At 72.2% G+C, this 21,628-nt stretch carries 21 protein-coding genes; 11 read left to right on the forward strand and 10 right to left on the reverse strand.

What is annotated here, in order from left to right:
• Positions 1 to 32: 32 nt before the first annotated feature.
• Positions 33 to 542, forward strand: a complete 510-nt coding sequence (locus Sri02f_RS25235; RefSeq protein WP_109003587.1) for a molybdenum cofactor biosysynthesis protein — start codon at positions 33 to 35, stop codon at positions 540 to 542.
• A 35-nt stretch (positions 543 to 577) separates the two neighbouring features.
• Positions 578 to 949 (forward strand): VOC family protein, encoded by a 372-nt coding sequence (locus Sri02f_RS25240; protein ID WP_109003588.1) that lies wholly within the window; start codon positions 578 to 580, stop codon positions 947 to 949.
• Positions 950 to 967: 18 nt separating this feature from the next.
• Here Sri02f_RS25240 and Sri02f_RS25245 read toward each other — a convergent pair whose 3' ends face one another.
• The 4 genes from Sri02f_RS25245 to Sri02f_RS25260 form a co-directional block, all read right to left on the reverse strand.
• Positions 968 to 1,417, reverse strand: a complete 450-nt coding sequence (locus Sri02f_RS25245) for an ATP-binding protein (protein WP_245970785.1) — start codon at positions 1,415 to 1,417, stop codon at positions 968 to 970.
• Positions 1,418 to 1,616: 199 nt separating this feature from the next.
• A complete protein-coding gene (locus Sri02f_RS25250) occupies positions 1,617 to 2,453 on the reverse strand; it encodes a chitosanase (protein ID WP_109003590.1) in 837 nt (278 codons plus the stop codon).
• Positions 2,454 to 2,657: 204 nt separating this feature from the next.
• Complete coding sequence (locus Sri02f_RS25255; RefSeq protein ID WP_109003591.1) at positions 2,658 to 2,990, reverse strand: hypothetical protein; 333 nt, start codon at positions 2,988 to 2,990, stop codon at positions 2,658 to 2,660.
• A 72-nt stretch (positions 2,991 to 3,062) separates the two neighbouring features.
• Positions 3,063 to 3,335 carry a hypothetical protein gene (locus tag Sri02f_RS25260; RefSeq protein ID WP_109003644.1) on the reverse strand — a complete coding sequence of 91 codons (273 nt, stop codon included), beginning with the start codon at positions 3,333 to 3,335 and terminating at the stop codon, positions 3,063 to 3,065.
• Positions 3,336 to 3,620: 285 nt separating this feature from the next.
• On the opposite strand from Sri02f_RS25260, the gene Sri02f_RS25265 reads away from it, so the two are divergent.
• A complete protein-coding gene (locus Sri02f_RS25265; protein WP_109003592.1) occupies positions 3,621 to 4,259 on the forward strand; it encodes a hypothetical protein in 639 nt (212 codons plus the stop codon).
• Between the two features lie 51 nt (positions 4,260 to 4,310).
• On the opposite strand, the gene Sri02f_RS25270 is transcribed toward Sri02f_RS25265, so the two are convergent.
• The 5 genes from Sri02f_RS25270 to Sri02f_RS25290 form a co-directional block, all read right to left on the reverse strand.
• Positions 4,311 to 4,664 carry a hypothetical protein gene (locus Sri02f_RS25270; protein WP_245970786.1) on the reverse strand — a complete coding sequence of 118 codons (354 nt, stop codon included), beginning with the start codon at positions 4,662 to 4,664 and terminating at the stop codon, positions 4,311 to 4,313.
• A 290-nt stretch (positions 4,665 to 4,954) separates the two neighbouring features.
• On the reverse strand, positions 4,955 to 5,953 hold the full coding sequence (locus Sri02f_RS25275) for an ABC transporter substrate-binding protein (protein ID WP_174855704.1): 999 nt from the start codon (positions 5,951 to 5,953) through the stop codon (positions 4,955 to 4,957).
• A gap of 8 nt (positions 5,954 to 5,961) precedes the next feature.
• A complete protein-coding gene (locus tag Sri02f_RS25280; RefSeq protein ID WP_109003594.1) occupies positions 5,962 to 6,729 on the reverse strand; it encodes an ABC transporter ATP-binding protein in 768 nt (255 codons plus the stop codon).
• A 24-nt stretch (positions 6,730 to 6,753) separates the two neighbouring features.
• Positions 6,754 to 7,746: a FecCD family ABC transporter permease gene (locus tag Sri02f_RS25285; protein WP_373865124.1), complete on the reverse strand. Its 993-nt coding sequence runs from the start codon at positions 7,744 to 7,746 to the stop codon at positions 6,754 to 6,756.
• 405 nt (positions 7,747 to 8,151) lie between these two features.
• Entirely contained in the window at positions 8,152 to 10,422 is a 2,271-nt protein-coding gene (locus Sri02f_RS25290) for a M4 family metallopeptidase (RefSeq protein ID WP_245970787.1), read from the reverse strand.
• A 514-nt stretch (positions 10,423 to 10,936) separates the two neighbouring features.
• Here Sri02f_RS25290 and Sri02f_RS25295 point away from each other — a divergent pair.
• On the forward strand, positions 10,937 to 11,404 hold the full coding sequence (locus Sri02f_RS25295) for a hypothetical protein (RefSeq protein ID WP_109003595.1): 468 nt from the start codon (positions 10,937 to 10,939) through the stop codon (positions 11,402 to 11,404).
• 81 nt (positions 11,405 to 11,485) lie between these two features.
• On the opposite strand, the gene Sri02f_RS25300 is transcribed toward Sri02f_RS25295, so the two are convergent.
• The gene (locus Sri02f_RS25300) at positions 11,486 to 11,938 is read right to left on the reverse strand and encodes a flavodoxin family protein (RefSeq protein WP_109003596.1); all 453 of its coding nucleotides are present in this window, start codon (positions 11,936 to 11,938) and stop codon (positions 11,486 to 11,488) included.
• Positions 11,939 to 12,117: 179 nt separating this feature from the next.
• On the opposite strand from Sri02f_RS25300, the gene Sri02f_RS25305 reads away from it, so the two are divergent.
• The 7 genes from Sri02f_RS25305 (at position 12,118) to Sri02f_RS25335 (ending at position 21,579) form a co-directional block, all read left to right on the forward strand.
• On the forward strand, positions 12,118 to 12,687 hold the full coding sequence (locus tag Sri02f_RS25305) for a hypothetical protein (RefSeq protein ID WP_245970788.1): 570 nt from the start codon (positions 12,118 to 12,120) through the stop codon (positions 12,685 to 12,687).
• 211 nt (positions 12,688 to 12,898) lie between these two features.
• Positions 12,899 to 14,041 carry a LacI family DNA-binding transcriptional regulator gene (locus Sri02f_RS25310; RefSeq protein ID WP_109003598.1) on the forward strand — a complete coding sequence of 381 codons (1,143 nt, stop codon included), beginning with the start codon at positions 12,899 to 12,901 and terminating at the stop codon, positions 14,039 to 14,041.
• A 278-nt stretch (positions 14,042 to 14,319) separates the two neighbouring features.
• Positions 14,320 to 15,714, forward strand: coding sequence for an ABC transporter substrate-binding protein (locus tag Sri02f_RS25315; RefSeq protein WP_109003599.1), 1,395 nt, complete (start codon positions 14,320 to 14,322; stop codon positions 15,712 to 15,714).
• Position 15,715: 1 nt separating this feature from the next.
• Positions 15,716 to 16,594: a carbohydrate ABC transporter permease gene (locus Sri02f_RS25320; RefSeq protein WP_109003600.1), complete on the forward strand. Its 879-nt coding sequence runs from the start codon at positions 15,716 to 15,718 to the stop codon at positions 16,592 to 16,594.
• A complete protein-coding gene (locus Sri02f_RS25325; protein WP_109003601.1) occupies positions 16,591 to 17,526 on the forward strand; it encodes a carbohydrate ABC transporter permease in 936 nt (311 codons plus the stop codon). Before Sri02f_RS25320 ends, Sri02f_RS25325 begins: the two co-directional genes overlap by 4 nt.
• A gap of 64 nt (positions 17,527 to 17,590) precedes the next feature.
• Entirely contained in the window at positions 17,591 to 19,726 is a 2,136-nt protein-coding gene (locus Sri02f_RS25330) for a beta-galactosidase (protein ID WP_109003602.1), read from the forward strand.
• 116 nt (positions 19,727 to 19,842) lie between these two features.
• Positions 19,843 to 21,579 carry an RICIN domain-containing protein gene (locus tag Sri02f_RS25335; RefSeq protein WP_373865125.1) on the forward strand — a complete coding sequence of 579 codons (1,737 nt, stop codon included), beginning with the start codon at positions 19,843 to 19,845 and terminating at the stop codon, positions 21,577 to 21,579.
• The last annotated feature ends 49 nt before the right edge of the window (positions 21,580 to 21,628 follow it).

The following is a 21,628-nucleotide window of genomic DNA, read 5'->3' on the forward strand; positions in this document are numbered from 1 at the left end:
GGTGAAACCGGCGCCGGGACTAGAGTGCGTCCATGACCGAGGTCGAGATCGTGGAGCTGCTGGTCTCGGCGTCGCACCGGCTCGCGGGGCGCCCGGCGGACGGTCCGGCGGACGGCCCGCAGGACGAGTCGACGCAGGCCGTGCAGGTGCGTCGCGGCCTCGGGCTGGTCGGCGACCGGTACTACGGCCACCCGGCCCACAAGGACGCCTCGGTGACCTTGATGGCCGCGGAGCACCTGCCACGGCACATCGACCCGGCCGTCGGTCTGCGCCACACCCGCCGCAACATCCTGCTGCGCGGTGTCGACATCGACTCCTGCGTGGGGTCGACGATCGTGCTCGACGGTCCGGCGGGCCCGGTGGCCTTCGCGGTGAACCGCCCGGCACGCCCGTGTGCCTGGATGGACGTCACCGTCGGGCCCGGCGCGCAGCGCGCCTTGCGCGGAAAAGGGGGCGTGCGCTGCACGCCGCTGTCCGACGGGGTGCTCGTCCTCGGCAGGACGGGCTTCAGCGTCGTCGACGCCTTTCCTCTCCGGGAGTGACGCCGCCCCGGTCGTGCCGGGGCACACTGGGCTGCATGCCGGTCTCCCTCCATCACATCGTCATCGACGCGCACGATCTGCCCGGACTGGCCCGTTTCTGGGCCGGGGCGCTGGGCTGGCGGATCCTCTCCGAGCGGGAGAGGGAGGTCGTGATCGGACCGGACGAGTCCGCGCCCGTGGGCATCTGCTTCATGCCGGTGACGGACCGCAAGGCGGTCAAGAACCGGCTGCACCTCGACCTGACCTGCGGCGCACAGGACCGGGAGAGCGAGATCGAGCGCCTTCTCGCGCTCGGCGCCCGCCGGGCCGACGTCGGTCAGAGCGGCGAGGAGTCGTGGACGGTCCTCACCGACCCGGAGGGCAACGAGTTCTGCGTGGTCCGCCCGAAGGCCACCCTCACCGGTTAGGCGGCCGGCGGGTCGCGTTCATCGTCCCTCGGCCAGGCCCAGGCGGGCGACGATGCGCTTGCCGATCGGCTCCCGCGTCACGGCGAAGCCCTCGGCCACGGCTCTGACGATCTCCAGGCCGTGCTGGCCGACCCGCGTCGGGTCCGGCGCGTGCGGGGTGGGCAGCACCGGGTCGCTGTCCCACACGGCGATCTCCACGGCGGCCCCGGCGATGCGCAACTGCAGCAGGACCGGCCCCGGCGCGTATCTGAGGGCGTTGGTCACCAGCTCGCTCACCACGAGCTGGGAGAGATCCATGGCCCGGGCGGACACGGTCAGGCCCTCCCGGCGCTGGACGCGGGTGAGGAACTCGCCCGTCAGCTGCCGCGCCCGGGCGATGCAGCCGTCCTTGCCGTCCAGGGCCACCGTCGTCTCGGCCGGGATCCCCTCGGGCGAGGAGAAGCCCTGATCGGGCGGGACAGGTGCCATCCGGACCGCCTTCGTTGCTACCCCGTTCATATCCGCGCGGCTACCCGCTAACCCACCACCTACGCCCCAGCGGCCTCACTCACGCGGTCGTCCCCGGCCGCCGCGCATCCGCCGCCCCGGCCGGCCGGCGCAGCGGGTGCGCGGCGGCCGGGGCGGCGGCCGGACCGGGGCACGGAGGTGGTTCCGGCGCCGCTCGCCGTCAGCCGAGGTGGTAGCTGTCGCCGTACACCTTCCAGTCCAGCGGCGGTTCGAGGTCGAGGTTGCCCTTGCGCAGGAAGACACGCTGGGCGGTGTCGACGCGGCTGGTGTCGCTGTGCGCCTCCTCCTGCTTCATGGCCCAGACCCGGGCGTCGAGGAAGGCGTTCAGGTACGCCGTCTCGTCGCCGCCCTGCGCCGGCGGCTTCGCCTTGGCGAGAGCACGCTTGCGGATGTTGCGGAAGCTGGTGGGGTCGCTGCCGTCGCCGTGCATGACGATGGCGTCGTAGTAGGCGAACTGGCCCAGGGCGCGCAGACCGTCGGTCTTGCCCTGGCGGACCGCCGGGTCGAAGTAGACCCGGTCGCGTTCGTCGTTCTGGGCCTGCTGGAACGCGCCGTCCTGGGCGGCCTTGCGCCAGTCCTTCGGGTAGTTCGGGTCGAGGCCCGCGTGCGAGTCGCTGCCGTCGACCGCTCGCAGGGCGGGCAGGTACTTGGCGAGGACGTTGCCGGGCTTGCGGTCGGTGTACAGCTCCACGAGGTCGAGCATGTCGCCGGTGCCGGAGCAGAAGCCGATGATGCCGGCGGTGTAGCCGCGTCCGTCGCCGATGTCCTCGATGTACTTGTACTGGGCCTTCCAGTCGAGCGAGGAGTTCTCCGCGCTCGACACCAGCTTCATGGCGATCTCCTTCTTCGCCGGGTCGTCGAGGCCCTTCGCGGCGGGGGCCGCCGCCGCCTGCGGGGCGCCGAGGAGGGGGGCGGCCGCCACGGCGCCGGCGAGGGCGAGGAAGAGGCGGCGGGAGGCCGGCGCGGGGCCGTCGGCCGGTCGGGATACGTGCACCACGGTGGCTCCAGGTGAGGAGTGGGGGGTGGGATGTGCCTGTGTGCGACTGACAGGAAAGTTTCCTATCAAGCGCAGGGCATGGAAGTAACCCCACCGAAGCCATGTTCGTACGATCGAACGAATGATCCGCCGTCATTCCGGCCACCCCCGCCACCCCCGCCCCCGCCGGAGCGGCCGGAGCGGAGCGGCTCTACCGGAGCAGTTCTACCGGAGCAGCTGGAACAGGATCGAGCCCAGGAACCCGACGAGACCGACATGGAAGAGGACCAGCCAGATCCACTGCGACACGGACATGCGCCAGGACGACGCCGCGAGGATCTCCCACTCGCTCACGGCGAAGGCGGCCACCACCAGAGCGAGCACCTCCCACACGACGAGCCACCAGCCGGACGGGGTGGCTCCCGTGGGGGCGTCGACCGCGGCGGGGACGCGCGTCACGCGCCCGAGCAGGAAGAGCGCGATGAGGAGCTTGTGCCAGCCGTGACGGGTCGTCGGTGCGACGGTCGCGAGCGGGGCCGAGGTGGATCCTGTCGACATTCGCACATTTGATCATCCACGCGCGATGGAAGACATCGTTCCGGTGAGGGGATCCCGGCATCGGCGCTCGCCTCACGGGACGCCCGGGGCGTCGCCCCGCCAGTCGAGACGGCTGCCGTCACTTTCCCGCAGCGCGTACAGGGCGCGGCCGCCCGGCCCGTAGCGGCCTATCTCCGTGGTCAGCGCCACCTCGCGCAGCTCCCGTTGCGAGAGGTCCGTGACGTCGAGCAGCAGCCCGTCCAGCGGGCCGCCCACCAGATGCGCATACACCCGCTCCGGGCGGGGGCCCGCGTCCTCGTGGTCGGCTCCGTAGACCCGGCCCCGCAAGAACTCAACCTCGTCCATGACCGGCAGTTTGTCACCCACCACTGACAACGGCCCGTCGCCCAGGGGCCGGAGGGACGGCGGACGGCGGACGGCGGACGGCGGACGACTGGACGGCGGCGGACGACTGGACACTCTTCGGCCAAGACGTGGCGGAAAAGGGACTTTCGGGCGCAATCCCCCGGCGAGCCGGGTATCCACCCCGTACACGTCGTTGTGTGTGGGGGTGGGGGGCCGACCCTGATGGCACGTGGACGGGAACGGGCGCGGGCCGGTGAGTCGGCGTGCGCGCGCCGCCGTCGGACCGTGCGTGAGCTGCGTGCGTCGGGCCGCTACGGCCCCCGGCTGCGCGAGGTGCTGCCCGCCCTGGCCGCGCTGCTCGCGCTTTCCGGCGCGGGTCTGGCGGGACTGGCCCTGGTCTGCCGTGCGTTCGGCTGGCCCGCCGGTGCGCTGGCCCTGGCGCCGCTCGCGGTCGTGGGCGCCGTCCTGCGCCGTCGCTCCCGTAGGCCCGCCCGGCTGCGGGCCGGGCACTACACGGCGCAGGAGTTGGCGGAGCTGGACATGCCCGCCCTGGTGCTCGCCGTCGCCAGGATGCTCCGGCGGGACGGCTGGCGGGTGTCGTCGCCCGCTCGGCACGACGCCCTCCACCTCGCCGCCCGCGACGACCGGGGGCGGCTGCTCGACGTGGCGTTCCGTCCCGTGGCCGAACCGCTGCCCGACGAGGAGGCCTGCTCCTGCCGGGCGCGGCCGCGGTCACGGGGGCGCAACGGTCCGCCGCTGCGACTGGTCGTGCACCGGGGCACGTTCACGCACCGGGACGAGGTGTGGGCGGCACGAGAGGGCCACACGTATCTGATCGACGGTCCTCGGCTGCGGCTGTGGGCGTGCGGGACGCCCCTGGCGCAGCTCGTGGCCGGCGCCGTTCCCGCGCCCCGGCGCACGTGAGACCCGCCGTCCGTCCCGCCGACCCGCCCGGGCGCGAGCCGGCGGACCCCCTTACCGAACGGCCGCCCGAGGCTCCCGCTCCTGGGACGCGAGCGGCTCCGGGGGGCGACTCTCCCGTTCCCGCTGCCGGGCAGCCAGGGCCCTCGCCAGCACCTTCGTCCGGTAGACATTCGATGCGCCGAGGGCCTTCGCCACTTCCACGGCCTCGTCCAGCAGGGCCAACCGCCGCTCCGGCATGTCCCGGACCAAGGGCGACGCGCTCGCCTCCACCAGGACGTACGCCAGCTTCGACCCGTAGGCCTCCGGCTCGACCTGTGTCAGAAGGCGGTAGATCCACAGCCCCTCGGCGCCGCGCACCACCCGCCGGTTGGCACTCAGCAGTCTGACCCTCGCCAGCACAACCATGTCCTGATCCATCGATCCCCTTCGTCGCGGCCCACCCCCCGGCCGGTGCACGTCACACGGCGAGACAGCACGGCGAGCGCGCCGACAGCCGAGAACGGTTGCCGACACGGTGGCCGGAGAGTGGATGACGATGAGTCTGACGCGGGGCACAAGCTGCCACAAGGTCGAACGGACGTGCGCTGCGTCCTACCGAAAACCGCCTCCGATCAGGCATGATGGACCTGACACTCGCTCAATGCCCGCTGACTTACGGGGATGTCCACCGACAGCGGGACGCGACCGGCCCGAAGCTAGCGCCCGACCGTTCGCAGATACGCGCCGAGGCGGGCGACGGCCGACGGGTTGCGGGGGCTCTCCACGAGGTCGACGTAGTCGAGGACGAAGACGCGGCGGTTCTTCACCGCCGACACGTTCCGCAGCGGGGCGTAGGCGAGCAGGAAGTCCCTCTTCCGCCGAGCGCTCACGTCCCCGTAGTCGCAGATCACGATGACGTCCGGGTCGCGCGCGACCACGCTCTCCCAGCCGACGGTGGTCCAGGAGTCCCGCACGTCGTGCATGACGTTGACGCCCCCCGCCTCGCTGATGATCTGGTCGGGCGCGGCGAAACGGCCGGAGGTGAAGGGCTGGTCCTGTCCGCTGTCGTAGAGGAAGACCCCGGGCCGCTCGGCGCCGGCCGGGATCTTCGCCCTGACCTCGGCCGTCTGCCGCCTGAAGTCGGCGATGAGCTTCGCCGCGCGCCGCTCGACGCCGAAGAGCACGCCGAGGTTGGCGAGATCGGTGTACAGGGCGTCCAGGGGCGGCACGATGCCGCGTGAGCTGTCCGTGCGGCCGTTGCGGCAGGACTCGGTGAGGATGTACGAGGGAATGCCGAGCTTGTCCAGGGCTTCGGGGGTGAAACCGCCGTCCTCCCGGAATCCGTAGTTCCAGCCGGCGAAGACGAGGTCGGCCCGGGCGTCGAGGACGTTCTCCTTGGTGAGCTGGTCCTTCGACAGCCACTTCACCTTGTCGTAGCCGTCCTTCCAGGGGACGCCGGTCAGATCCCCCTTGTCGTCCGGCATGGCGAACCCGGCCATGCGGTCCTCCAGCCCGAGGGCGAACATCAGCTCGGTGATGCCCACGTCGTTGGTGACGACGCGTTCGGGCACCTTGTCGTAGGTCACCGTCCGGCCGCAGTTGGTGAGGGTGACGGGCTGGGAGGCGTCCGTCGCCGTCGACTCGACCGAGGCGCCGCAGCCGGTGACGGTCAGAGCGAGGGCGACGGCGGCGGCGAAGGGGCGCAGAGCGGGCACGGGGTTCCTCACAGGGCGGTCGGGAGAAGGTCGAAGAGGAGCTGTACGGCCCCGGTGACGGGATGCCGTACGGGATGCGCGTGGACGCCGAACACCTCGGCGAGCAACTCGGGCCGCAGCACGTCGTGAGGAGTGCCGGTGGCGACGATCCGGCCGCCGGCGATCACATGGAGCAGGTCGCAGTGGGCGGCGGCGAGGTTGAGGTCGTGCAGGGCGGCGAGCACGCCGAGACCGCTCGCGCGCACCAGCGAGAGGACTTCCAACTGGTGCGCGATGTCGAGGTGGTTGGTGGGTTCGTCCAGCACGAGCACCTTGGGCTGCTGGGCCAGTGCGCGGGCGATGAGCACCCGTTGCTTCTCGCCTCCGGACAGGGACAGGAAGCCGCGGTCGGCGAGGTGGGCGACACCGGTCGCGGTCATGGCCCGCGCGCAGATCTCCCGGTCGGAGCGTGCGGTGCGGTCACGATGGGGCAGGCGTCCCATGGCCACCACCTCGGTCACGGTGAAGTCGAACTCGGCGGACGACTCCTGCGGCAGGGCCGCCAGCACCCGGGCCACGGCCCGGGGCGGCATGGTGTGCACGTGGTCCCCGTCGAGGAGCACCGCGCCCGCGTCGGGACGCAGGGCGCGGTACACGCAGCGCAGGAGTGTCGACTTGCCGCTGCCGTTGGGACCGACGAGTCCCACGAACGCGCCGTCGGGGACGGTGAGTCGGACGTCGTCGACGAGGCGGTCGCCGGCCGCCTCGACCGTGACGCCGTCGAGGTCAAGACGCATGGTTTCCTCCGGAGCGGGACATGGTCAGGAGCCTGCGAGCGGGTGCGCGCCACGCCGCATCAGCAACAGGAAGACCGGCACGCCGACCACGGCGGTGATCACACCGACGGGCAACTCGGCGGGTGCGAGCAGGAGTCGGGAGAGCAGGTCCGCCCACACCAGCAGGACCGCGCCGGCCACGGGCGCCAGGACGAGCACCCGGCGATGGTCGGCGCCGACCGTCATCCGCACCAGATGGGGCACCATCAGCCCGACGAACCCGATGGCCCCGCTGACCGCCACGACCGTTCCCGTCACGGCGGCGGTGACGAGGAACAACTCCCGCCGCAGCCGCGCGGGCCGGACGCCGAGCGCGGCGGACGTCTCGTCGCCCATGGCGAGTGCGTTGAGCGCCTCCGCGCGCCGGCGCAGCCACGCCCATCCGGCGACGACCGTGACGGCGGCGATCGGCACCTGGGCCCAGGTCGCCCCGCCGAGGCTGCCGAGCAGCCACATCATGGCCGAGCGCGCCGCCTCGCCGCGGGCCGCGCCGAACACCATCACGGTGGTCACGGCCTCGAAGCCGTAGGCGAGCGCCGTCCCGGTGAGCACGAGTCGCAACGGCGTGAGTCCGCGCGGGGAGCGGGCCACGGCGTACACCAGGGCCATCGCCGCGAGCGCCGATCCGAACGCGGACACCGACAGCGCCCACACGCCCAGACCCGCGAACGCGCCGAGCAGGATGACGGCGTTGGCGCCGACCGCCGCGCCCGAGGAGATGCCGAGGACGAACGGATCGGCGAGCGCGTTGCGGACCATCGCCTGCACCGCCACGCCGACCGAGGCCAGGCCCGCGCCGACCACGGCGCCCAGCACCACGCGCGGGAGCCTGATCTCCCAGACGATCGTGTACGCGGCGGCGTCCGGGGCCGCGACCGTGCCGCCGGTCAGTCCCGCCCATAGCAGCCGCAGCGCCTCGGCCTGTCCGAGGCCGGCCGCGCCGAGCGTGACACCGCACACCAGGGACGCGCCCAGCAGGAGGGCCAGGGCGGCGGCCAGGGGGGTGAGCGGGACGCGGCTGCGGCTCGTCGTCGGTCGTGGGCGCACGGTCGGGGGCGGTCCTTCTTCCGGGGCTGCCGGAAGAACGTCGAGACAGTCCGTGTGGCCCCGCGGCCGCGCGGTCCCCCTCTCGCAGTCCGCGGCGAGCAGTCGAACGGGTCGCATGCCCACCACAGGCGATCGGGCTCACGCGACGGGCCGTCAGGGCGTCGCGCACACCGTTGCGGGTCAGCGCCGGACTCTCACCGGACTTCCCCCGCGGGAGGCCCTGGGAGCCTAACAAACGCGGCTCGGCCACGAGTCGGCCGGTGTCCGGGCCAGGCCCCGACACGCACCGCCGCCCGGGTCCTCGGAAGACCCGGGCGGCGGCGTGGTCCGTGTCGGTCAGGGGGTGAGCTGCCAGCGCTGGATGTAGCCGACGTCGATCGACGCGCGGTCCTGGACGCGCAGTTTCCAGGTCCCGTCGAGGGGCTGTGCGGAGGCGTCGACGGTGAAGGTCTGGTCGACGTTGTCGGCGGAGCCGCCGCTGCGGTTGAGCAGGGAGTAGACGGTGCCGTTCGGACCGACGAGGTCGACGGTCAGGTCACCGCGGTAGGTGTGGACGATGTTGACGTAGACGGAGGTGGTGGCGGAGGCGTTGCCGTCGCGGCCCGTGATGGTGACGGGGGACTCCACGGCGGCCCCGTTGTCCGGGATGTCGACGCGGGTGCCGTTGGCGTAGATGTACGCGATCCGCCAGGCGAAGGTGTCCGTGACGGACGCGCCGGTGGCGTCGGTCACCTTGACGGAGACGTCGCTGTCGCCGAGCGACGTCGGCGTTCCGGAGATCAGTCCGCTCGGGCTGATGCTCAGTCCGTCGGGCAGTCCGGTCGCCTCATAGGTCAGGCCCGCCCCGGAGTTGGTGGTGTACGCGTCCACCTGGAGGCTCACCGCCTGGCCGATGCCGCTGGTCTGGTCGGCGATCGGGGCGAGGTTGACGCCGAGGGCTATGCGGTTGCCGACGTTGATGGCGGCCCACGCGTCGGCGACGGCGAGGTAGGTGGGGCTGTACGCCCCGAACAGGTCGCTCGTCGCCTGGAGGGTCGCGGTGCGCGCGCCGGCGTAGTCGGTCGACGAGGTCATGTACGTCGTCAGCGCCCGGTACCAGATGGCGGCGGCGTTCTCGATGCCGACGCCGGTGACGGGACGGCCGTCGGAGGTGGGGCTGTCGTAGGCGACGCCGTTCACGGTCTTGGCGCCGCTGCCCTCGGAGAGCAGATAGAAGAAGTGGTTCGCGGGGCCCGAGGAGTAGTGGACGTCGAGGCCGCCCAGGGAGGAGCTCCAGCTGTCGCGCGAGGAGCCGTCCCTGGAGGGCTTGTCCATGTAGCGCAGGGGGGTGCCGTCGCCGTTGATGTCGATCTTCTCGCCGACGAGGTAGTCGCCGGGGTCGGCGGCGAGGTGCGCGTGGAACTCGACGGCGGCGGCGAAGATGTCGGAGGTCGCCTCGTTGAGGCCGCCGGACTCGCCGGAGTAGTTCAGGTTGGCGGTGGCGGCGGTGACTCCGTGGCTCATCTCGTGGGCCGCGACGTCGAGGGCGGTCAGCGGGTGCGTGTTGCCCGAGCCGTCGCCGTAGGTCATGCAGAAGCAGCTGTCCTGCCAGAAGGCGTTGACGTAGTTGTTGCCGTAGTGGGCTCGGCTGTAGGCGGCGACCCCGTCGTTGCGGATGCCGTTGCGGCCGAACTCCTCCTTGTAGTAGTCCCAGGTCGCCGCGGCGCCGAAGGCCACGTCGACGCCGGCCGTCTGGCGGTTCGCGGGCAGACCGTTGCCCCAGACATCGTTGTCGTCCGTGAAGAGGGTCCCGGTGCCCGAGGTGCCCTGGTTCAGGTCGTAGGTCTTGTGACCGGCGCGGTCGGGGTCGGTGAGCTGGTACGTCGACCCCGACTGGGTGCTGCCGACGGGAACCGTGCCGACGTACTGGCCGGTGCCGGTGCCGGTGTGGACCTTCTCGGCGGCGAGGATCGGCTTGCCCGTGGTCGCGTCGGTGACCACCTGGAGCTCGCTGGGCGTGCCGTCGTCCTGGACGCCGTGGACGACGGTCTCCCAGGCCAGGACGGGCTTGCCCGCCGCGGCCCATATGACCAGACGCGGCGCGCGCTCGGTCGCGGCGCCGGTGACGTCGGCGCCCTTGGCGGCGGCCAGCGCCTTGCCGGTGGCGCTCGACGCCGCGAGCTTCGGGGTGAGGGAGGGCACCTCGAGGGTGGCGCCGGTGGCCCGGGACACGGTGGTCCGGCCCCCGGCGGCGTGGACGACCAGGTCGCCGCCGAGCACCGGAAGTCCGGCATAGGTGCGCTCGTAGCGGGTGTGGGTAGTGCCGTCCGCGTCCTGGACGACGTCCTTCACGAGCAGTTTCTCCTGCGTGCCGAGGGCGAGCCGCTGGGCCGTGGCGCCGGCGGCGGTCTGCGCCGCCTTGATCAGCGAGGCGCGGCGGGCGGGCGACAGGGGTTTCGCGGCGGCGCCGGCGCGCGGTGTGGCGGTGATCCGCGAGGGGCCGGAATCCGCGGGGGCCGCGGTGGCGGCGCCCGTGGGGGCGCCCATGGCCAGCAGGGTGCCGATGGCCGTCAACGCGAGGGCGGTGGCGCGTCTGCGCCGGAGGGTGGGGCTGGGTCGCCGGGACAACGGGTTCTCCTTCTGTGCGACGGTCGGCCCGTGAGGGGCCGGGTGGGACAGACCGGCGGGATGAGGCCGGTCCGGAGCGCTGCACGACAGGCGGGTGGAAGGAGGTGGGGGGTGGCTGGCCGGTGCGCCGCATGATGCGGGTGTGAAGGAATGGTGAACTTCCGCAGCAGGGTGGCACTCGGTGCCCACTTTTGTCATGGGACTGCCAAGACATCGGCTGGAAATGACCATGAGCTGCTGCGGATTCCGCCTGCTCGGCGCACGTTTTCAGCCGCGGGGCCCCCGCCGGTGTCGGCCGCCGGCGCGGGGAGGCCGGTCGGCCGTGTGGCGGGTCAGCGCGGAGACCCTGCGTGGCGCGGGTGTGGCCGACGGTCACGGGCGCCGGCGCGCACCGCGACCCGTCCGTTCGAGTGGTCGCCTTCCGCTCGTGGTCGTAGCGTCGGTAGAGGATCCCGGCGGGACGCGGCACAACGGCGCGCCACTGTCCGGACGGGTGGGAGCGGACATGCGACAGATGCGACAGATGACGCGAACGGCGGTCACGATCTGTGCGGCGCTGGGCCTCACGGCGACCGTCGGCTCGGCCGCGGCCGCGCCGGCCTCGTCGCCGCCCGCGCAGCGCCCGGCCGCGGTACGGCAGACCCGGCCGCCGGTCCTGGTCGACTGCTTCGGACACGCCCAGGTGCGACCCAGCCGCTTCATCCTGGCCTGCGGCGACGGCAACAGCCGTCTCGTGTCGCTGCACTGGAACAGCTGGGGTGCGCGCTCGGCGCGTGGCCGGGGGGTCAACGTCGTCAACGACTGCGTTCCGTACTGCGCGGCCGGCCGCTTCCACCAGTACGCCGTCGTGGTGAAGCTGGACCGCCCGCAGCCCTGGAAGAAGCGCCCCCACGTGCAGCACTACAGCCGGATCACGCTCTTCTACCCGAAGGACAGGCCGGCGCACGTCGGGCGGGTCGTGACGTATTCGCTCTGGAACTGATCCCGTCCTCCCGGACGGGGCGCTCACCGACGCCCACCGGCGCCCGCCCTCCGGCTCGGGTCGGTCCATGAGCCCATCGGGTCAGTCCATGAGCCCGGCCGCGACGGTCGCTCCCAGTTCCCAGCAGGCCTCCAGGTCGCCGCTGCCCGGTTCCCCGGTGACGGTGACCGGCTCGGCCGCGCGCCGCCAGCCCAGGCCCGTGGTGACGGTCTCGATGGAGCGCACCGCCCCCGTGACGTCGTTGCCGCCGTGCACGTAGTAGCCGAAGGGCCGGCCGCGGGTGGCGTCGAGGCACGGGTAGTAGATCTGGTCGAAGAAGTGCTTGAGCGCGCCGGACATGTAGCCGAGGTTGGCCGGGGTGCCCAGCAGACAGGCGTCGGCGGCCAGGACGTCGGAGGCGGTCGCGGCGAGGGCCGCGCGGCGCTCGACGCGGACGCCCTCGATCTCCGGCGCGGTCGCGCCCGAGACGACCGCTTCGAAAAGGGCCTGGCAGTGGGGCGAGGGGGTGTGATGAACGATCAGCAAGGTGGCCACGGCACGCAACCCTGCCCGCTCCCCCGGTCCGGCCGCAAGCGACGCCGCCGTCACCCGGTCCGGGCCCGGGCCGCCGCGTCGGCCTCGGCACGGGCGACAGGACTCCGACCCCGGAACCGGGGGCATGCCAGCGCCCTGTGACGGGTACTCAGAGGCACACGACACTCAGGGAGGACGAGGTGCTCACTCGGGGCTCGGCGATGGTGTGGGCGGCGGCGGTTGCGCTGGCGCTGGCCGGCTGCTCCGCCGGGGACGACGGGAAGGCGGCGCAGCCGACGGACGAGACCACCGTCGGCGTGACGGTCTCCGACCCCCCGCCGACGTCCGCCTCGGCCTCCCCGTCCTCACCCGCAGCCGCCTCCCCCAGCGCCTCGGATCCGGCGGGCGCGAGCCCCTCGGCGTCCGTCACCGGGCAGGGCCGGAATCTGGTGACGATGACGATCAGCGGGGGGTTCGCGGGGGTGAACCGCGAAGTGATCCTGCGGGGCGACGGCACCGTCCGCACCACCGACCGGGGCGCCTCCGGAGCACACCGCACGACCACGGCCCAGTTCACGAGGCTGCGCGCCCTGCTCGCGGACCCGGCGCTCGCCGACGTCCCCGCGTTCTCGCTGGACGGGGGAGCCGCGGACAAGTTCCGGTACACGCTCCAGTTCCACGGGCGCACGGTCACGACGGACCGCACCGCGGACGCGCCGGCGCTGAAGCGTCTCATCGACGCCCTGGAGAAGTGGCTGCCGAAGAGCTGACCCCGCGAGCGGCCGGCGCCCCGCCCGTCGAATGCGACGGATGCGGTCACACCTCTTGACGACCGTCTTATGACTGCGTAGACATGTCAGCGCAGACATGACTGCGCAGTCATTCGAACGACGTGCGCAGTCATGCGGAGGAGGCCTGACACGGACGTCCGGCACGGACGTCTGGCACCATCGTGGGGACGCGCGGCTACCGGGAGACACCATGACGCGAGGAACAGGGCGGGGCGGGCACTCCCCCGCGCCGCGCAGCGTGGACGTGGCCCGTCTGGCCGGCGTCTCGCAGAAGACGGTGTCGCGGGTCTTCAACGACGAGCAGTACGTCTCCGCCGATGTGCGGCGACGCGTCCTCGAAGCCGCCGAAGAGCTCGGTTACCGGCGCAACAACGCCGCCCGGGCCCTGGCCTCCGGGCGCACCCGCTCGATCGGCGTGGTCACCCTCGGCACGGCCCTGTACGGTCCCGCCTCCCTGCTCATGGGCGTCGAGCGGGTCGTGCGGGACACGGGATACGCGCTGCGGGTGGTCAACACGGTGGAAGGCGATCCCGCGGGCATCGCGGGCGCCGTGGACTCGCTCCTGGACCAGGGCGTGGACGGCATCGTCATCTCCGAACCGATCGACGAGCAGGCGGCCGGCGGAGACGTCGCCCTGCGCGTCGACGTCCCCGTCCTGGTCCTCGGCGCCCCGTCGCCCGTCGCCGCGCCCACCGTGCTGACGGCGGGCGACGGAGCCGACCTCATGGCCCGCGTCGCCACCGAACACCTGCTGGGCCTGGGCCATGCGACGGTTCATCACCTCGCGGGCCCGCAGGCCTGGTACGCCGCCCGGGACCGGCTGGACGGCTGGCGGGCGGCGCTGACCGCCCACGGCCGGGACGTGCCGTCGGTCGTCGAGGGCGACTGGTCGGCCGCGTCCGGTTACGCGGCCGGCCGCGAGCTGGCCGCGGACGGCGACGTGACCGCGGTGTTCGCCGCCAACGACGACATGGCGATCGGTCTCATCCGCGCGCTGGCGGAGGCCGGACGTCGGGTGCCGCACGACGTCAGCGTCGTCGGCTTCGACGACGTTCCGGTCGCCGCCTATGTGACTCCTCCGCTGACCACGGTGCCGCAGCGGTTCGACGCCGTGGCGCAGGAGGGCCTCAAGCGCCTCGTGCACGCCATCGAGAACCCGGACGCGACCCCCTTGCCGGCGAGCGACCCACCGGTCGACCTCGTCGTCCGCGCCTCGACCGCGCCCCCGTCGAACCGGACGACCCCGGCTCGCGGACGGCCCGCCGCACCGCGGTCCGGCAACGCCGCGCACACTCCGCCGCACGCGAACGGAGGCCGCTCGACACCGCACTGACCAGCACGACCGGCCGGCCGCTCTCATGGCCGCGCACATGCCCCCGGGACGAAGAGCCGCACCGTCCACGCCCCTGGTCGCCCTCCTCTCGCCGGAGCCGCACCGGGCCGCCGCCGGCCTCGGCGGTCCCTGAGCCGGGTCTCCGACCCCGCAACCCCCTTCACCGCCTCGACCGCATCGGCGGTCCAGTCCCGGTCCTCGCGTTCACGCCTTCCTCCACCATGTCCCCCGCACGCCCGTCAGGCGTGCCGTGACCATCGCCTCGGCGGGAGTCCACCATGCCCCAGAACGCCTTCACGTCCTTGTCCGGCCGCTCCTCGATGAGCCGGCGCCTGTTCCTCACCACGACGGGCGCGCTGTCGCTCGGCGCCGCCCTCACCGCCTGCGGCGGGGGCTCCGGCGGCTCCCCGGCGTCCGCCGAGCCGGTCAGCCGGGCCGACACCGACAAGGCGATGAAGACGCCGACCGAGCTGACGTTCTGGACCTGGGTCCCGAACATCGACAAGGAGGTCGCGCTCTTCGAGAAGCGGTACCCGGCGATCAAGGTCAAGGTCGTCAACGCGGGCCAGGGCACCCCGCAGTACACCAAGCTGCGCACCGCGCTGAAGGCCGGCAGCGGCGCCCCTGACATGGTGCAGATCGAGTACCAGGCCATTCCGACCTTCACCATCACCGACAGCCTGCTGGATCTGCGTCCTTACGGCGCGTCCGCGCTGAAGCCGGCCTTCGTGGACTGGACTTGGGCCCAGGTCAGCGGCGGCGACGGCGAGGTGTGGGCGATCCCGCAGGACACCGGCCCGATGGGCATGCTGTACCGGCGGGACATCTTCGACGCGCACGGCATCGACGTGCCCACGACGTGGGACGAGTTCGCCGCGGCGGCGCGCAAGCTGCACCAGGCCGACCCGGACGTCTATCTCACCAACCTCGCGGCCAACCAGGTCGCCGCCTGGCACGGTTTGCTCTGGCAGGCGGGCGCGAAGCCGTATGCCACCTCCGGCAGGGGCGACATCGCCATCAGCGTCGACGACGCCGTGTCCAAGAAGCTCGGCGCCTACTGGGGCGGCCTCGCGAAGGAAGGCGTCATCGGAGTCGAGCCCGACTTCACCGACTCCTGGTACGCGGCCCTCAACCGGGGCAAGTACGCCACCTGGATCACCGCGGCCTGGGGCCCGGTCTTCCTCTCCGGCTCCGCCAAGGCCACCGCGGGCAAGTGGCGGGCCGCCCCGCTGCCGCAGTGGGACGCCGCCAGGCCCAGCTCGGGCAACTGGGGCGGCTCGACCACCGCCGTCGTCCGCGGCACCAAGAACCCTGTCGCCGCCGCGCTGTTCGCGCAGTTCCTCAACAGCGACCCGGCCGGCGCCAAGATGTTCGCCACCGAACAGTTCTTCTTCCCGGCGACCAAGGCCCTGCTCACGGACGCCTCGTTCGTCTCGGACGCCCCCGCGTTCTACGGCGGACAGAAGGTCAACCAGGTCTTCGCCGACGTCAGCTCCACGGTCAACTCCTCCTTCCAGTGGCCCCCGTTCCTCGACCAGGCGGCGACCGACTGGACCGAGACGGTGGGCAAGTCCCTCGCCGACAAGGGCGACACGGTCGGGGCCCTCGGCGACTGGCAGTCACGGCTCACCACGTACGCCAAGGGCCAGGGCTTCACCGTCAAGGGGAGCTGACATGGCCGCCACACACCGTCGCCGGGCTGCGGGACCCCTGTTCGTCGCGCCGTTCATGGTGCTGTTCCTGCTGCTCTTCCTCGCTCCGCTCGGCTACGCCGCCTATCTCAGCCTGTTCCAGGAACGGCTCATCGGCGGCACGGCCTTCGTCGGGCTCGACAACTACGTGCAGGCCCTGAGTGATCCGCAGTTCCTGCACGGCATCGGACGCGTCGCGCTGTTCTTCGTGATCCAGGTGCCCGTGATGCTGCTGCTGGCTCTGGCGTTCGCCCTGGCTCTCGACAGCGGACTGCTCCGGCTCGCCCGGGTGATCCGGCTCGGCATCTTCGTCCCGTACGCCGTTCCCAGCGTGGTCGCGACGCTCATGTGGGGCTATCTGTACGGCCCGGACTTCGGACCCTTCGCCCAGCTCAGTCGGCACCTGAGCGTGCCCGTCCCGGACTTCCTCGGCGACGGCTGGATGCTCGGCAGCCTTGCGAACATCGTGACCTGGGAGTTCGTCGGCTACAACATGATCATCCTGTACGCCGCTCTGCGCACCGTCCCCGGAGAGCTGTACGAGGCGGCCGCGGTGGACGGGGCCGGCGCCTGGCGCACCGCCTGGTCGGTCAAACTGCCGGCCCTGCGACCGGCGCTGATGCTCACCCTGCTGTTCTCGGTGATCGGCAGCTTCCAGCTGTTCAACGAGCCGAAGCTGCTGATGGCCATCGCCCCGGACGTGATCAGCAGTTCCTACACCGCCAACCTCTACGCCTACACGCTCGCCTTCACCGGACAGCAGGTCAACTACGCGGCCACGGTCTCCTTCCTCCTCGGCCTCGTCATCGTGATCGCCTCCTACGCCGTCCTGCTCACCGCGAACCGCAGGAGGACCCCGTGACGGCCACGACCCCCACGGCCACGAGGGCCGTGCCGACGGCGGAGCCGCCCTCCGCCGCTCCGCCACGGCGCGGCCCGGCCTCCCGGCGCCGCAGCACCCCGCTGACGATCGCCATGCTGGCCGCCTTGGCGTACTTCCTCCTCCCCCTGTTCTGGCTGCTCATCGCCTCGACCAAGAGCACCCAGGACCTGTTCGACAGCTTCGGCCTGTGGTTCTCGCACGCCCCGCAACTGCTGACCAACGTCCGGGAGACCTTCGCCCAGGACGACGGCGTCTACGTGCACTGGCTGCTCAACACGGTCGTGTACGCGGGTGTCAGCGCGGTCGGGGCCGCCCTGCTAGCGGCGGCCGGCGGTTACGGCTTCGCGAAGTTCCGCTTCCGCGGCGACCGGACCGCCTTCAACCTGGTACTCGGCGCCGTCATGGTCCCGACCACCGCGCTGGCGATCCCGACCTATCTCCTCTTCGCCGAGGCGGGCCTGGTCAACACCCCTTGGGCGGTCATCCTGCCCTCCCTGGTCAACCCCTTCGGCCTCTACCTGATGCGCGTCTACGCGCAGGACGCCGTCCCGGACAGCGTCCTGGAGGCCGCCCGCATCGACGGGGCCGGCGAGGCCCGGATCTTCTTCCGGATCGCCCTGCGGCTGCTGGCGCCCGGCCTGGTGACGGTCCTGCTGTTCACCCTGGTGGCGACCTGGAACAACTACTTCCTGCCGCTGATCATGCTGAACGACCCGGATCTGTACCCCGTCACCGTCGGCCTGTCCTCCTGGGCCGCGCAGGCGCAGAACGGCGGGGCGGGCGCCAGCAGCGACATGCTCGCCCTGGTCGTGACCGGCTCCCTCCTCTCGATCGTGCCCCTCGTCGTGGCGTTCCTGCTGCTCCAGCGGTACTGGCAGAGCGGCCTGGCGGCCGGCGGCGTCAAGCAGTGACCCCGCGCCCCTCGCGCCTCCTCGTTCCCCCCGCTACCACCACGCTCCTCCGGAGGTTTTCCTCATGGCGGCTCTGCCTGCCCGCGTCCTCTTCGGCGCCGCGTACTACCACGAGTACCGGCCCCCCTACGGCGCCGAACAGCCCGACGACCGGCTCGGGACCGACCTCGACCTCATGGCCGACGCGCGGGTCACGGTCATCCGGGTCGGCGAGTCGGTGTGGTCCACCTGGGAGCCGGAGAACGGGCGCTTCGACCTCGACTGGCTCCAGCCGGTCCTCGACGGGGCGCACGAGCGGGGCATCTCCGTCGTCCTCGGGACGCCGACGTACGCCGTGCCGCCCTGGCTGGCCCGTCAGTACCCCGAGATCGCGGGCGAGCGGCGCACCGGTGAGCGCATCGGCTGGGGCGCCCGGCAGGAGGTCGACTTCACCCACCCCGCCTTCCGCTTCCACGCCGAGCGGATCATCCGCAGGATCATCGCCCGGTACGCCGGCCACCCGGCGGTGATCGGCTTCCAGGTGGACAACGAACCCGGCAACGAACTCCTGCACAACCACGGCGTCTTCCAGCGCTTCGTGGATCACTTGCGCGAGCGGTACGGCGACGTCGAGACCCTCAACCGCGCATGGGGGCTGGTGTACTGGTCGCACCGGCTGTCGACCTGGGCCGACCTGTGGACGCCGGACGGCAACGCGCAGCCGCAGTACGACGTGGCCTGGCGTGCGTTCCAGGCCCGTCAGGTCACGGAGTTCATCGGCTGGCAGGCCGACATCGTCCGCGAGTACGCCGGGCCCGAGCAGTTCGTCACCACGTGTATCTCCTACACCCGGCCCGCCGTGGAGGACGACGAGCTGACCGACTGCCTCGACATCGCCTCCGGCAACCCGTACTACGGCATGCAGGACGCGCTGCTGCTGCCCGACCCCACGCCCGACGGCCATGAGCAGCAGTGGCAGACGACGGGTGTGTGGTCGCTGTACCAGACCGCCGACCGGATGTTCTCCTCGCGCCAGCAGCCGTTCCTGGTCACCGAGACCAACGCGGGCTCCATCGGCTTCCCCTGGGACAACCGGCCCGCCTACGACGGCCAGTGGCGACAGGCGGCCTGGGCGCTCGTGGCACGCGGGGCCCGCATGATCGAGTACTGGCACTGGAACACCCTGCACTTCGGCGCCGAGACCTACTGGGGCGGCGTCCTCCCGCACACCGGCCGGCCGGGTCGCGTCTATCGCGAACTCGCCCTGCTCGGAGCTGAGTTCGAGACGGCGGGGGAGCTGGTCGCCGGGCTCGAACCGGACGCGGACCTGACGATGGTGTACTCGACGCCGAGCAAGTGGCTGATGGAGAAGCACCCGCCGCTGGCCGGGCCGGAAGGCGGACCCGACCCGGCCGCCTACCACCGCTTCTTCGACCCCTTCTACCGGGGCGCGTTCGACGCCGGCCGCCAGGTGCGCATCGTGCACGCCCGTCAGCTGCACGATCCGCGCGGGGAAAGGGAGGGGCTCCCACCGGAGGAAGCCGTCCGCCGCCATCCCGTGCTCGTGGTGCCGGCGTTGTACCTCGCCGCCGACTCGGCCCTCGACTGGTTCGCGGCCTACGCCGAGGCCGGCGGCCATCTCGTCCTCGGCCCGCGCACCGGCTACGCCGACCACGAGGCGCGGGCCCGGCACGAGGCGGCGCCCGGCCGACTGAGCGGGGTCGCGGGCGTGCACTACGACGAGTTCAGCAATCTCGCCGTCGAGGTACCCGTGCGGTCGGCGTCCGGGAGTCCGCTCGACGTGCCGGAGGGCGCGACGGCCACCCGCTGGGCCGACGGCCTGACCGTCACCGACGCCGAGGTGCTCGTCACGTACGACCACCCGCACTTCGGGCGCTGGCCCGCGGTCACCACCCGTCGCCACGGCGCGGGCCGGGTCACGTACGTGGGCACCGCGCCCGGGCGCGACCTCGCCCGCGCGCTGGCGCAGTGGCTGGCGCCGGCGGCGCGGCACTCCTGGCGGAATCTCCCCGCCTCGGTCACCGTGACGACCGGGACCGCCCCGGACGGGCGCCGTGTGCACGTCGTCCACAACTGGAACGGGGAGCCGGTGGGCGTCGCCGCCCCGGTGGACCTCTCCGACGTGCTGACCGGCGCCGCCGTCCCCGCCGGCGGCGCACTCGACCTGGGCCCCTGGGACGTACGCGTCCTCGTCGCCTGACCCCCACCGCCACGGACATCAGCGTGGCCGTCCCCCGAGGAGGGGCTGTGCACAGCCGAACACTGAGCCGCACGCTGGGAACCGCCGTCGCGGCGTCCGCCATGCTGGCGATCCCCATGACCGGCGCGCAGGCGTACGACCCGACGGGCGGAACCGTCTACCGGCTCGGCAGCGAACCGTGTCTGAAGGGCCGGGGCAACTGCGCCGTCTACCCGAAGTCGGCGGAGCTGCCGAGCGGGCGGCTGGTCGCGTCGTTCGAGAAGTCCACGGTCGTCCCCGCGACGGGCAGCGCCGACGGACAGACCCTGCCCGTCTACAAGAGCGACGACGACGGCACGTCGTGGCAGCCGCTGTCGGAGGTCAAGGCGCCGGCGTACCTTTCCGAGGACCCCCGCTACGCGAAGTACACGAGCAACTGGACCAACCCGTACCTCTACGTGCTTCCGAAGAAGGTCGGTGCGCTCAGGAAGGGCACCCTGCTGCTGGCGAGCGTGGTGTCGGGGGACGACTACTACTACAAGGAGCACAAGGCGGCCGACCCCGGGTGGACGCCGGACAACGACGGCGACCGCAGGGATCTGGCCATCGCCCTGTACTCCAGCGTCGACGACGGCAGGACCTGGCAGGTCGTCAACGTCGTCGCCACCGGCGGCTGGCAGGGCGGCAGCGCGGGCGCGATCGGCCGGAACGTCGCCGCCGCCAACACCGGCAGGCAGGTCGATCCCCTCTGGGAGCCGTACCTGATGGTCTACAAGGACGAACTCGTCTGCTATTACTCCGACGAGCACGACTACACGGGCTTCGACCCGGTCACCGGCGTGCCGGCCCCGGACCCCGCCGACGACACCGCCGCGGACTCGCACGGCCAGATCCTCGTGCACAGGACCTGGAACGGGAAGAGCAGGGACTGGAGCTCGCCGGTCGTCGACGTCGCCGGCTCGGTCCAGGACATGGGCGGCGGGAAGAAGGAGATCGGCGGCGGCAGGCCGGGCATGACGAACGTCGTGCGGACGACGGACGGCCGGTGGCTGCTCACCTTCGAGTACTGGGGCGGAGGCGCCGACACCCGGTACCTGCTCGCGGACGACCCGCTGGCGTTCTTCCGCGGCTCCGCCACGGGCATGGCCGTCACCTCGCTGCCGGTCGTCGCGGGCTCCCGGCCCCTCGCGACCGGCGGCAGCCCGGTCGTCATCGCGCTTCCCGACGGGCGCCTGGTCTACAACGCGGCCGGCAGCGGCGACGTCTGGGTCGACGAGAGCGGACGCGGCGACGGCGTGTGGAAGGAGTATCAGACCACTTCGCGCGCCGGGTACAGCCGCAACCTGCAGTATGTCGACGCGACCGGGCGCGTCGCGATCCTCAACAACCAGGACACGTCCACGATCGCCTACGCGGAGGTCGACCTCGGCGACTCGCGCGGCGCCTACTACCGGCTGGTGAACCGCAGGACCGGCCAGGTGATCGGCACCGGCAACAGGACCAACGACGCGAACCTCGGCAACGCGGACGTGCCCGACGTGGTCCTGGAGGACTTTGGCGCGGCGGCGGTCGCGAGCACCCAGTACTGGCACGTGACGACCGAGCCGAACGGCGGAGTGACCCTGCTGAACAAGTCGGGCGGCCGCGCGGCGGCCGTCTGGACCGGCCACGCCACCGCGGGCCAGAAGATCGGCCAGTGGGTCGACGACAGCACCACCGGCAGCTGGAACCTCGTCAGGACCGCCGACGGGTTCTACCGGCTCCAGGCCGCCAGGAACACGAGTCTGTACCTGACCGGCGCGTCCGCCGGCGCGCAGCTGACCTTGGAGAACGCGCTCACGGACGGCTCACAGGACTGGACGCTCGTCCGCTAGGCCACGGAGCGGCGATCTGCTCAGATCTCGCACCCGCACGATCAAAAAG

Source organism: Streptomyces rishiriensis, from assembly GCF_003112535.1.
Taxonomy (GTDB): Bacteria; Actinomycetota; Actinomycetes; order Streptomycetales; family Streptomycetaceae; genus Streptomyces; species Streptomyces rishiriensis.